The organism is Lysinibacillus sp. FSL R5-0849, assembly GCF_038595075.1.
Classification (GTDB): Bacteria; Bacillota; Bacilli; order Bacillales_A; family Planococcaceae; genus Lysinibacillus; species Lysinibacillus fusiformis.
In genome coordinates this window covers 1,172,715-1,186,111 of record NZ_CP152004.1, presented here as the reverse complement: position 1 = coordinate 1,186,111, position 13,397 = coordinate 1,172,715, and the positions used below count along the sequence as shown (strand labels likewise).

Below are 13,397 nucleotides of genomic sequence, written 5' to 3'. Positions count from 1 at the left end.
CCTTTTCACTACATGACCCGTTTGAACATTTTCTCCACTTCATACGATGTAAAATGAATGAGCACTGGACGTCCATGTGGACATGTAAATGGATTATCAGCTTTGCGTAAATCTCTCAGCAATATTTCCATTTGTTCTTTCGTTAAATAATAGTTGGCCTTAATAGATTTTTTACAGCTCATCATAATCGCAGCGGCTTCACGTAATTTCTTTACATCTGCCTTTTTAGTCGTCAGCACCTGTTCAATTAAATCTTCAATAATTTCCTGTTCCTCACCTTTAGGGAACCAGCTAGGATGCTCGCGTACAACAAAGGAAGATTGTCCAAATTCCTCTAAGAATACGCCTATTGCTTCTAATTCATGTTTGTGTTCTCGTAATAAAAGTGCCTCATCGGCCGCATAATGGAATGTTAGTGGAAGCAGTAATGCCTGACGCTCATGTGGATTAACTTGTCCGACCTTTTCCCGGAAAAATTCATATTTAATGCGCTCTTGTGCAGCATGTTGATCAATTAAATAAAAACCATCCTCCATTTGGGCGACAATGTATGTGCCATGGATTTGCCCGACTACTTCTAGCTCAGGGAACGGTTCCTTAGCCATCTCATTTACTAATTCCTCATGTTGCTCCACAACAGTTACTTCTTCTATTTCTTCAGCCTGTAATGGCTGAATAGGCTGCGCGTAATCCTCCACAATAGTAGAAACAGGCTCTGGCTCTACTGTAGTTTCTCGATTGTTTTCTTGAACGGTTTGCACATCATATAACTTCTCTACAATTGCATTCATCTTCTCCACATCTATCTGAGGTGCAGGCTTCCAAATATTTAATTGCTCTGTAGCCGGCTTGACGATTTTTTCTTTTTTCTCCATTTGTGGTACGCGAATAACGCTACGTATTCTTTCACGGATAGTGTCTTCGATTAATTTTAAAAGCTCTGGCTCCTTACTTAAACGAATTTGATGTTTCGCAGGATGCACATTAACATCTGTCAAAAATGGATCTCCCTCTATATAAAGAACCACAATAGGAAAACGTTCAATCGGTAAATACGTATGGTAGGCATCAACAATAGCTTTCTGTACTAAATAATGCTTAACCCAGCGACCATTGACGAATAGAGACATATAATTTTTTGAAGCCCGCGTCACCTCTGGTAGGGTCACATAGCCAGAAATGCGATAATCGTGTGACTCCCCTTGGAATGACACCATTTTCTTAGCATTATGTACCCCATAAATGGCAGCAAGCACTTGTTGCACATCTCCTCGTCCATTTGTTTGGAGTAATATTTGACCATTATGCAATAATCGAAAAGCAATTTGAGGGTTACTAAGCGCAAGACGATTCATTAAGTCTATAGTGTGCCCAAGTTCAGTTTGAATAGTTTTCATATATTTTAAGCGAGCAGGTGTGTTAAAGAATAATTGTGATACCGTCAGATCTGTCCCTTTACGTAAAGGGCCGGGCTTATGCGTCAACATATGACCACCCTCCAGCTCTAAATGTGTACCGGATTCACCGTTCGATGTAATTAAAGTCATTTTTGAAACAGAAGCTATAGATGCTAATGCCTCACCACGGAAGCCCAATGTCCGAATACGAAATAAATCATGTTCTTGATGGATTTTACTTGTTGCATGGCGAGAGAATGACATGATGGCATCCTCTTCATCCATACCGCTACCATTATCAATTACTTGAATGGAAGTGAGACCCGCTTCTAGTAAAAAAACATCAATGGACGTACTTCCCGCATCAATCGCATTTTCTACAAGCTCTTTGACAACTGAAGCTGGTCTTTCAACTACTTCTCCTGCTGCAATTTTATTGGAGAGCCATTCGTCCATAATTTGTATGTTTCCCACTAACGAATCACTCCTTTATTTTTTCATGTTTAATAACTCTTGCTGTAACTCATATAAAATATTCATTGCCTGCATCGGTGAAGTTCCTAAAATATTAACTTTCTCTAATTTTTTTAACACCTCTGCCCCAGCTTCTGCCCCAGCTGGTGCAATTGGCTCTTCTTCAGTAAATAAGGACATTTGCAGTGGCGGTTCTACTATTTTCTGTGTTTCAGCCACTACTTCGTTCCCAGCCTCAAAGTTTTCCAATAGCACACGTGCTCTTGCCAAAATTTCTTCTGGTAATTGCGCTAATTGTGCCACATGAATACCATATGATTTATCAGCAGCACCTTTTTTCACCTTATGCAGGAACACAACCATGCCATTTTTTTCGGTCGCTGCGACATGTACATTTTGTAAGCGTGGTAAATCCTTTTCAAGAGCTGTTAATTCATGATAATGCGTAGAAAACAACGTATTAGCACCGATTTTGTCATGAATATATTCCATCATGGATTGAGCTAAACTCATCCCATCATAAGTAGAGGTACCACGACCTATTTCATCAAATAACATTAAACTGTTTTTTGTAGCATGCATAATGGCGTGTTGAGATTCAAGCATTTCTACCATAAATGTAGATTGCCCTGCTGCTAAATCATCAGCTGCACCGATGCGAGTGAAAATTTGGTCAGTAATAGGTAGCTTCGCCTTTTCAGCAGGTACATAGCAGCCCATTTGTGCCATGACAACAATTAATGCTACCTGACGCATATAGGTACTTTTACCAGACATATTCGGCCCAGTAATAAGCATCATATTATTCTGTTCTTCTAGCACACAATCGTTTGGTACATACATTTGCTTATTCAACATTTTTTCTACAACAGGATGGCGACCTTCAATGATTTCAAGCGCTCGTCCATTATGGAATTGTGGTTTTGTAAAACGATATTTTTCTGAGATGCTCGCAAAGCTTAGCAAAACATCTAACTCACTTATACTTGCTGCCAGTGCTTGTACACGTGGAATAAATTCCTTTAATGCATCTCGAATTTCTACAAATAGGTTGTACTCTAGTGTAAGGCTTTCTTCTTCAGCATTTAAAACCAATGCTTCTTTTTCTTTTAATTCCTGTGTAATATAGCGCTCTGCATTAGCTAGCGTCTGTTTGCGCTCATAACGAGTTAAATCCGCTAAATGGATATTCGATTTTGTAATTTCAATATAATAACCAAAGATGCGATTATAGCCAATTTTTAAGTTTTTAATGCCTGTTTTCAAACGCTCTTCTTGCTCGAGCTGAGCAATCCAATCCTTACCATTGCGAGCGGCATATCGAAGCTCGTCTAATCGTTCATGATAGCCATCTCGAATCACATCCCCTTCTTTAATGGTAATTGGCGGATTATCCGTTATAGCATTTGCTAAAAGCTCCTCAACAGCTGTACATGTATCGAGAGCTGCCCCTAGTTGTTGAAGTGTCTCCTTACCCGCACCTAATAACTGCTGCTGAATAGCTGGCACTTGGCGCAACGAATCACGTAATTGCGCTAAATCACGGCCACCTACATTGCCAAAAGCAACGCGACCAGCTAGCCGCTCTAAATCATATACCTGTTTTAAGGCAGTTTGTAACTCTGTTCGAACAAAATATTCTTCTAATAAATCAGTCACAATCGCTAGTCTAGACTCAATAGCTGAGCGTGTGGCAAGCGGCTGATGGAGCCATTGTTTTAATTTACGGCCACCCATTGCTGTGACGGTATCATCGAGCAACCATAACAGTGTCCCTTTTTGATCTCCACCGCGAATGGATTGAATGAGCTCTAAATTTCGCTTTGAGCTAGAATCAATGCGTAAATAATGTTTCATTTCATTAAACGTAAATGCTTGAATATGTGATAACGAACGCATTTGTGTTTTATCTATATAGGCCAATAATCGAAGGCATGAAATTTGTAGGGCTGATGGAACAGCTTCTACATAGCTAGCTGCTTTATCCACCGTCATTTCATCGGTTTCCACTGACAGTACAATGGCGGCATTTGCAGCATGTTCTGCTAACAATAACTGTAAACCATCCGTTACAATAAGTTCCCGAATACCATAGGCCTGCATTTGCATTAATAATGCTTTGCCATCGCCTTCAATGGACGAAGCCACGGCTTCACCTGTTGATAAATCTAGATATGCATAGCCAAATGTTGTGTCATCCAGTTGTTCGGCTGCTCCAATAAAATGATTGGATTTCCCTTCAAGTGTCTTACCTTCCATAATTGTACCGGGTGTGATGAGTTGAACGACTTCACGTTTGACCACGCCTTTTGCTTGCTTTGGATCTTCTGTTTGTTCACAAATAGCCACTTTATAGCCTTTTTGCACAAGTGTTTCAATATAATTTTTAGCCGAATGATGCGGCACACCACACATTGGAATTCGTTCTTTTGCGCCAGCATCCCGGCTCGTTAACGTAATTTCTAGAATTTGTGAGGCATTAATGGCATCCTCAAAAAACATTTCATAAAAGTCACCTAATCTAAAAAATAAAAAGGCATCCTTGTAATCTTCTTTAACCTGTAGATACTGTTGCATCATTGGTGTATATGTTGTCATATAAATATTTACCTCGCTCTTACCTATAGATAGTTTTATTATAACAAAAGATACATGCGAAACGCTTCATTCACCTTTTTTAAGATGCTAGCGTTTCGCATGTATCGAAAAATAATGGTTTCTAAAATTATCTTGGTCGTTCATCAGGAAACGATGATGACTCTAATACATACCTACCTTCTCCATCAGAGCTTGACGATGAGCTTGAGCTTGAGCTAGATGAGGACGATGATGATGAACTCTCATCATTAAGGCTCCAGTCTTCTTCATAATCTAGCGGATGTACACTAATACAAATTGTTGTTTCACCCATTACTTCCACAACCACTTCACGTTCTACTACAATTTCAAATTTCGTCCCACATGAAGAAATTACTGCTTCAATACAATTCGGTTCTTGTATTACCCGTACACGAACATCATCACCAACGCTAATTTCCCCTTCTCGATAGTGAAGCTTCACTTTGTCTTTATAGTGAATTGTTTCCGAAAACACAGCTGTCTTTGAATGATTACTATAGGCATACCATACATTGACATCAAATTTCCCTGTTACTTCTACAAATTTCCCGACTCTTTTAGCAGAGCAAGTATGGTTAATTACCCAGCATCCTAAAATACTTGTCGGTTTATTTGTTGGTGATAATGTTACACGCTCTTCCGTTCTCTTCTTCCCTTTGGCAACTACTGCTTTCGTCACGATTTGTCGTAAACGTTTCAGCGCAATTCCTCCTTCGACTCTTTTCACTCCATCATATGCAGGTAGCGCCCATTGGGTGAACATATATTTTAGAGAATTAAATGATTCCTCCACAACTCTTTTCGAAAGATGACTGCTATAGCGAGAGCATTCCCCCATAGAAATAAACATAAAAAAGCTCGAATGCTGTCATTCGAGCTTTACTTCTATAATCTGTTAAGAACAGCTACCTGGTTGAGAATTGTCTACATATGAACCCGTTTCACCACGTAGCACATCGCCACCTGTTGAGCGGATAATTTCATTTGTTACATTATTAGCGATCGTATTTGATACTAATTGCAATAAATCATTTACATCGCCTTGCGATTCTTTAAATTGTTGAACAACTGGAATGTCATTAATTTCTTCTTCGATTTTAGCAATTTTATCTTCTATCATTTTTAGCGCTTTTTCTTTTCCTAAGTGTTGGAAATTAACCGCTTGTTTTTGTAAACTTTTTAAACTTGCGATTCGTTCACGTACTTGTTGATTTTCATTGATTTGAGCTTCTGCCTTTTTGAAAAATTCAACCTCTGGTGTATTTGCAATCATATGTGCAATTTCATGTGATTTTTTAATTAAATCTTCTTTTGTGAATAAGATTTGTGTCATTTACGCTTCCACCTTTTCATTTTTTACGACTTCCAAAAACTCACCAGTAAGTGAATAAGATGTAGTCTCTATAATTTTAACTTTTACTAATTGACCAATTACTTCTGCTGGTGCTTTAAAGTTAACCAGACGATTTTTTCGCGTATAGCCTGCTAGCACATCATCTCGTCGTTTACTTGTTCCTTCAACTAATACTTCGACAACCTCACCATTTAAACGCTCTAAGGCTTTGCGTGAATACTCACCCACCACTTCATTTAAACGTTGAAGTCGTTCCTTTTTCACCTCTTCAGGTACATTATCGACCATTTTTGCAGCCGGAGTCCCTTCACGAGGAGAATAGATATACGTAAATGCTGCCTCAAAGCCAACTTCACGGTATAGGGAAAGCGTTTCCTCAAATTGTTCCTCCGTTTCGTTTGGGTAGCCAACGATAATATCTGTCGTTAATGTTACTTCAGGAATTGCAGCTTTAATTTTTTCTACTAATGTCAGGAAATGCTCACGTGTATATTTACGAGCCATAATTTTTAAAATGTCATTAGAGCCAGATTGTACTGGCAAATGAATATGTTCTACTAAATTACCACGTTTTGCAAGTACTTCGATTAGTTGATCATCGAAATCTCGAGGGTGACTCGTTGTAAAACGAATTCGTGGAATATCAATTTTTCTTAAAGCATCCATTAAATCCCCAAGACGATATTCGATATCCTCAAAGTCTTTTCCGTAAGCGTTGACATTTTGACCAAGCAACATAATCTCCTGATAGCCCGCTGCCGCTAGCTCTCGGACCTCAGCAATGATCTCCTCTGGACGACGACTACGCTCTTTTCCACGTGTATACGGTACGATACAATACGTACAGAATTTATCGCAACCATACATAATATTAACCCATGCTTTAATGGAACCAAGACGTTTCTTCGGCAGATTTTCAATCACATCGCCTTCTTTAGACCAAACTTCTACGACCATTTCTTTCGACATATACGCTTCTTTAAGAATGTTTGGAAGGCGGTGAATATTATGCGTTCCAAAAACCATATCTACATGTGGATAGCTTCTTAAAATTTTATTTACAACCGATTCCTCTTGCGACATACAGCCACAAACCCCGATTAGCATCTCTGGGTTTTTTCGTTTATATTTCAACAGGAAACCAAGTTCTCCAAATACTTTGTTTTCTGCATTTTCTCGAATGGCACATGTATTCAGCAAGACGACGTCAGCCTCTTCAATTATTTCAGTTGGTGTGTAACCCAACTGCATAAAAATACCAGCCATTACTTCTGTGTCATGCTCATTCATTTGGCAGCCATAAGTACGAATGTAGAAAGTACGATCTTTACCCATTCCTGCAAATTGATCATCAATGCTAAAATCCTTATGGTATTTCACATCTTCTTTACCACGTTTTTTAGCATCTTTTAAGGAAGGTGCCGTAAAGACCTTCTCAAAATATTTACTGTAATCCTTTTCAGGCTTGTCTTCTTTTTTTGGTTGATTGACCTGTTGATTAGCTAAGCGTTGTTCCTCATTCATCGCAATCAGGTAACTCCTTTCAAACGAAATCCATGCACTTGAATTTCCATCTTACTATTATACTGAATAGTTGATACTTCCTACAAGGCTTGCGCTTCAAATGTCGTGGTTTCGACTTAATTACAAGTAGCTGAAAGGATAAATCCGTCCAATTTCAAGTTTTATCTTATCTAATAAGAGAGCTAAACGTTACGATCAATAAAATACTTCCTATGCTTTATATATAAGTATCCATTGTATAATTTCAGCTTGACCCAACGCTTCATACTCATATCCTCTTTATAAAATAAAGCATTTGTATATCGGCCTTGTTTCACTAATCGTTTGGCTTCAATTTTTAATTTTTCATTTCCCATACATTTATATAAAGTTTTTGGAGGCAGTAGTGACCACAAATGCTTAGTTTGGACATATGTTCGTTCAAGCGGGATGTGGAATAAATAATCATCCACTACATATTGCATGAAGTTATGGCCGCTCGCTGTTACATAATAGCTGGAAGAACCGGCTCGTAAATTGAGCTCAAATAACTTATACTCCCCATCACGCGGATCATATTTCATATCAAAATTGGCAAAACCCGTATAACCGATGTCCTCTAACAGATGCCGGATTGTATCCATCAATTGCTCATCATAATCGATCATGACAGCTAAAGAGATACCTTTGTTTTGCGGGGAGGGGTCCTCAAAAAGCTTATTGCTTAAACACATCAATTTCACTTTTTTATCTCTCCCTACATAGATGTCTAATACGCGAATGAACGAATCATCACCGGGGATAAACTCTTGTAAAATTAAAGTGTCCTGATAGCTTGAGCTATAAATACTGCGAACAATCTGTTGCATCTCACTGTCATTATGGACTAGATAAATTTTTTTCTTCTCAGGAAAGGAGCAGCTAGAGTACGCCACAGAATTGGAAGGTTTAATAATGATTGGGTATTGGAATGGTATGAAGCAGTTTGTCTGTTGTTCCTTTGTTACAGTCACTGTTTGGGGGTATTTTAACTTATACAAGTCACAAAGTTGATAAAATTTTTCCTTTGTTTGAACCTTCTTGAGCAAAACTTGGTCGATATAGGGTAAAATAAAATATTTTTTTAGCTGCTCTTTATTTTTAATGATCAGCTCTGCGTAGAAGCAGTCGCAAACTAATAATATCAATCGTTGATGCTGAAACTGCTTTGCCAGCGTCAACAGCGCTTGTACAAAATGGTTAGGGTCATCTAAATTCTCTACATATCGAAAGTCAAGGATACGACTATTTTGCGTAGCGATTCCCCGCGTACCACTGGAGAAGAATGATTGGAAATTCCCCCGCTTTCTAGCTGGCTCGATGACAAGGCTCTTAATAGTATAGGCCTCATAAAATGAACGAGCTACCCCGTAGGCATGCTGTCCTGATTGTATAACAATAGGCAAAAATGGTTGTACATGTAGGTATGACAATTGGATCACCTCTCTAGTAAAAATGAATTTATTCATTTGTATGCGAACTAGATTGGACATATGTAGCACAAATAAAAGACACTAATATAAAAACTTTAGTGCCTTCTCCCGTATCTATATTTCTATAAATTTTTTAATGCGTTGTTCAAAAGAGACGATGGATTGAACCCCATGGCTTTTTAGCAAGTCTGTATTGGCAAATGTATGCTTTCCTAAATCATCAGGGAAATGGGCATCTGAGGAAACTGTAAAAATAACCCCATAGTCAAGTAAGGTTTGTAAAAAGCGAGGGCCAGGGCACATTTCTTTTACAGGATAACGATAATACAACCCGGCATTGATCTCCGTGGCAGTTTCAGTTGACGTTAAAGCTTGTGCGATACGTTCATACCAAACTTTTAGAAATGCCTGATCCTCTACCTGATAATTAAATACTTTAAAGTTGTCAAGATGGGCCACAAAATCAAATAGTTTGGACTGAATCATGTTTTCAACAGTCATAAAAAATCGCTCATAGTTTTCTTGTAATGCTTGCGGACTCATTTGCTTAAATAGATATTCTGTTTGGGGATTATCAAAGCCCCAGCCATCTACAAAATGGACTGAACCGATTACATAATCCCACGGATGTTCGGCTAATAATGAAGTTAGCTCCATTTCCCCACCTATAAAATAATCTGCCTCTATACCTAGCTTCAAGGCAATGCCTTCTCGGTGCCATTTTTCCTTCGCCTGCTGAATGGTAGAGACAAAAGTATCGATATTTTCTGTCATGACACGATCTAGCCAATATCGCTGTAATTGACCAATCTTACTATCGTCCAATTTCATAAAGCGCTCGAAGTAAGCACGAGTCTCCTTAAAACGATATAAGTGATCAACAATGCCAACCTCTCGTAAACCAAGCTGCTTTGCTTGCTGAAGATATAAATCCAACCATTCCTCACTATAGCAGCCATTTTGAACCCTCTTTGTTAACCTCTGTAGTTGAAAGGTCATCTGCTCCTTTGAACCCTGTGCAGTAGCATCCACATGTTGAAAGAACTCAAGCGCCTGTGATGTACGCTCTAGCCAGCGCGATGAATAAGGCCCCTCTTCTAAATGTACATGATAATCAATTGTCATCAACTTTTCCCTCCATTACATACCGTCCATTTTTCTTCATAAGCCTGCCATTCTAATGGACAGGTATTTTCACAAAAAATTTCCGTACATTCTTCAAGATGACAAATTTGAAAAAATGATTTTCCATTCATTTTCGATGCATCCGCTAATAAATAATTGACCTTACTATGCTTTTGCATTTTTTTTGAAATGAGAGATTCATCTAAATCATAATCGTAAACAACACCATCACTAATGCCACCACATGAAATAAATGCTTTATCAAAATTCATATTATCTAACATTTCCAAAGTCATAGCTCCTGCGACAGAGGATTGTCGCGGATTCGCGGTACCACCTAGTAAAATAACCTTCCCAGTCATGCGTCTTTCCTCTATAGCTAAATTAAACTGGACAGCTGCTGCAATCGAGTTTGTAACAACTGTTATATCGTCAACAGCTAGTAGAAAATCTGCAATATGAACCGTTGTCGTCCCCGTATCAATTGCTATCGTATCTCCATCGCTAATCCGTTTTGCGGCCATACGAGCAATTTGACGCTTAGCCTCTTTCTGCATTTGTAGCTTACGCAAAAAGGCAGGCTCATTGCGTACGTTCGTATATTTAATAGCCCCACCATGCACTCTTGTTAACAAACGCTGTTGCTCTAATTCATCAAAGTCTCTTCGTATTGTTTCAGGAGCTACTTGAAGCGCATCAGCAATATTCGCAACAATAATTTTCCCTTCCCACTCTAATTGTTTTAATATGAATTCGAATCTTTCTAGTTTTGCGTAAGTCATGATAATGCAATCACATCTTCTTTTGCGACATAACACTTATAGGTTGCTCCCATTTCAATTGAATAGCCCTGTTGATGCAGCTGCTCGATTGTAAATAAGACCTCCCCCTCAAACATTGTTCGAATGATATTGCCACTCATTAACGATTGTTTCGCTATTCCTGTTAAACACAGATCACCATTTCTTTTATCGAAATGCAAAGCTTCAGGACGAATCGCAAATTTACGGTGTGGCTCTGGTAAAGGTTCTCCGAGCATTTGCTGTAAAACCTGTCGAGAAAAAACATTATAATGCCCAATAAAATTAGCAATAAATTCATTATCAGGTCTTGTATAAATCTCAGTTGGTGTCCCACTTTGCGCAATACTGCCATTATTCATTACAAATATTCTATCTGAAACAGCCATGGCCTCTTCCTGATCATGCGTTACTAAAATCATCGTCATATTGAGCTTCCGTTGAATGGCCCGTAAATCTGCCTGAAGCTTCTTACGTATTTGAGCATCTAGCGCACTAAGTGGCTCGTCTAATAACAATACTTTAGGTCGGACAATTAACGCTCGCGCTAGTGCAACACGTTGTTGTTGACCTCCCGATAGTTCTTTCGGATAAGCGTGCGCTTTTTCGCTTAAATGAACAAGCTCCAACATGTCTTGAACGCGCTGTTCTAGCTCAACTGAATTCTCTTTTTGCATACGCAAACCAAAGGCGACATTTTCTTGCACGGTCATATTCGGGAAAAGTGCATAGGATTGAAAAACCATCCCCACTTGACGATCCTTCGGCTGTACACCATTCATATCTTTGCCTTCAATGGAAATTTTGCCTGCCGTTGCATCCGTTAAGCCTGCAACAATACGAAGAATCGTACTTTTTCCACAGCCACTCGGTCCTAATAAAGTAATAAATTCACCTTTGTCAATTTTCATATTAATATTCGATAAAACAGTTGATGACCCATAGTTTTTATGAAGCCCTTCAATAACAAGATAACTCATAGATTTGTAGCACCTTTCGATCGTTTCGTTACTATTGCAATGACAAATGTTAATAAACCCATCAGCACGATATAAATGAAAACTACTGCACTAGCAATATGTCCACTTGTACTCAGTTTTTTCATTAAATAAATTTGAACGGTTTCAAAGCGAGAGCCCACAACAAGATTAATTAAGACAAATTCGCCAAATAAAACAGAGAAAGATAACAGCGCACCTGCAAATAAGCCGGGATAAACTGTAGGCAGTAAAATTTTTGTGAATGCTTGCCTTTTAGAGGCGCCAAGCAATTGAGCTGCATCAAGAAGTTGCCTTGCATCTATATTTCGCAAACTATTTCGTGTGCCCTGATAGATATAAGGTAGAATGCCAACAACATAGGCCCCTAAAACAACGAAAATCATCGGTATCCCTATTTTACTATAAACGCGGATAAGTCCTACCGCTAAAATGATTCCTGGAAAAGAATAAACCATGACAACGGCCATCTGTATCCACTTTTCATACGTAGGAAAGTACAAGACAATAACGAAGATGGCTGGCACAATAACAAGGAGCGCAATACTAACAGCACCTCCTGCTAATAATACTGAACGTCCAAATGCTTGAATAAAATCACTATCCTGAAACAATGCGGTAAACCATTTTAATGTAAATCCTTCAGGTAATATCGTTTTATTCCATTTTGATGCAAAAGCATAGAGCATCGTTGCTAGAACGGGCAATATAAGATACCCAACTAATAGGAGGAAAAATAAATCGGCCAAGCCCCTCTTCTTCATTTAAGTTTCCTCCTTGTTTTTGAGATGCTCCACTCACTAATTAACATAGCCGTTACCATGGATACGGCTAAAATGACCGCTATCGCACTTGCTAGCTCTGGTTGGGCAAAGATATCACCCTTAATTAATGAGCCAATACGAATCGCCACTAAGTTATAATTACTGCTCGTCAGCGCATAGGCAGAGGCATACGCCCCCATAGCATTAGCAAATAACACACTAAAAGTTCCGACAATCCCTGGTAGCATAACTGGTAAACCAATTTTCATCCAAAACTGCCAACTGGATGCCCCTAAAAGTGCAGCTGCCTCCTTCCACTGCTGCTGGATTCCATCATAAATCGGATATAATAGCATAAGCGATAGCGGAAGCTGAAAGTAAATATAAATTAATAAAAGACCACCCCAACTATAAAGTGAAAATGATGACAGTGCATCAATATCCCATTTTTCAAATAACAGTGTAAATAAACCACTGTTGCCAAGTAACACGATAAAAGCAAACGCTAACGGAATACCCGAAAAATTAGATGTTAAATTTGTTAGTATTAAAATTTTCTCCCTTACTGGCTCAGAAAACTTCATCATGGCATAGACCGCGAACAATGTAACCATTAACGCGATAATAGCTGAAATGACGGATAAGGTAATACTATTTTTAAACCCCTGTAGAATATAGCCGTTTGTAAAAACCCCCTTGTATTGTGCCAGCGTAAAGCCATCACTATTTTGAAAGCTAGTTATGAGCATATACAATAAAGGGACAAGGAAAAATAATAATAGTAATACTAGAAAAGGAGAAAGCCAGGCAATGGATTGCCGCTTCGATATCAACACAATCACTTCTTTCTATAATTACTGCTGCTCAAGGGGATAATAGTCGCTCCAGTCA

Annotated in this window: 11 protein-coding genes; all 11 read right to left on the bottom strand. The window is 38.7% G+C overall.

The annotated features are described in order from the left end of the window. Window positions 1–8: 8 nt before the first annotated feature. Entirely contained in the window at window positions 9–1,871 is a 1,863-nt protein-coding gene (mutL, locus tag MKY80_RS05530; RefSeq protein WP_089985381.1) for a DNA mismatch repair endonuclease MutL, read from the bottom strand. Window positions 1,872–1,886: 15 nt separating this feature from the next. After that, window positions 1,887–4,469 (bottom strand): DNA mismatch repair protein MutS, encoded by a 2,583-nt coding sequence (mutS, locus tag MKY80_RS05525; RefSeq protein ID WP_342532328.1) that lies wholly within the window; start codon window positions 4,467–4,469, stop codon window positions 1,887–1,889. A gap of 127 nt (window positions 4,470–4,596) precedes the next feature. Next, a complete protein-coding gene (gene cotE / locus MKY80_RS05520) occupies window positions 4,597–5,253 on the bottom strand; it encodes an outer spore coat protein CotE (protein WP_225316246.1) in 657 nt (218 codons plus the stop codon). Between the two features lie 132 nt (window positions 5,254–5,385). After that, window positions 5,386–5,823, bottom strand: coding sequence for a RicAFT regulatory complex protein RicA family protein (locus MKY80_RS05515; protein ID WP_008178888.1), 438 nt, complete (start codon window positions 5,821–5,823; stop codon window positions 5,386–5,388). Further along, entirely contained in the window at window positions 5,824–7,368 is a 1,545-nt protein-coding gene (gene miaB / locus MKY80_RS05510; protein WP_008178889.1) for a tRNA (N6-isopentenyl adenosine(37)-C2)-methylthiotransferase MiaB, read from the bottom strand. It abuts the gene before it with no gap. A gap of 182 nt (window positions 7,369–7,550) precedes the next feature. Further along, complete coding sequence (locus MKY80_RS05505) at window positions 7,551–8,855, bottom strand: ATP-grasp domain-containing protein (RefSeq protein ID WP_342532327.1); 1,305 nt, start codon at window positions 8,853–8,855, stop codon at window positions 7,551–7,553. A 78-nt stretch (window positions 8,856–8,933) separates the two neighbouring features. Next, entirely contained in the window at window positions 8,934–9,944 is a 1,011-nt protein-coding gene (locus MKY80_RS05500) for a histidinol phosphate phosphatase domain-containing protein (RefSeq protein WP_090001043.1), read from the bottom strand. Beyond that, a complete protein-coding gene (locus tag MKY80_RS05495; RefSeq protein WP_089985376.1) occupies window positions 9,944–10,726 on the bottom strand; it encodes a DeoR/GlpR family DNA-binding transcription regulator in 783 nt (260 codons plus the stop codon). The genes MKY80_RS05500 and MKY80_RS05495 overlap by 1 nt, the downstream gene beginning before the upstream one ends. After that, window positions 10,723–11,724 (bottom strand): ABC transporter ATP-binding protein, encoded by a 1,002-nt coding sequence (locus MKY80_RS05490; protein ID WP_008178894.1) that lies wholly within the window; start codon window positions 11,722–11,724, stop codon window positions 10,723–10,725. Before MKY80_RS05490 ends, MKY80_RS05495 begins: the two co-directional genes overlap by 4 nt. After that, entirely contained in the window at window positions 11,721–12,506 is a 786-nt protein-coding gene (locus MKY80_RS05485) for an ABC transporter permease subunit (protein ID WP_342532326.1), read from the bottom strand. Before MKY80_RS05485 ends, MKY80_RS05490 begins: the two co-directional genes overlap by 4 nt. Continuing rightward, window positions 12,503–13,348 (bottom strand): ABC transporter permease subunit, encoded by an 846-nt coding sequence (locus tag MKY80_RS05480; RefSeq protein ID WP_342532325.1) that lies wholly within the window; start codon window positions 13,346–13,348, stop codon window positions 12,503–12,505. The genes MKY80_RS05485 and MKY80_RS05480 overlap by 4 nt, the downstream gene beginning before the upstream one ends. Window positions 13,349–13,397 lie beyond the last annotated feature (49 nt).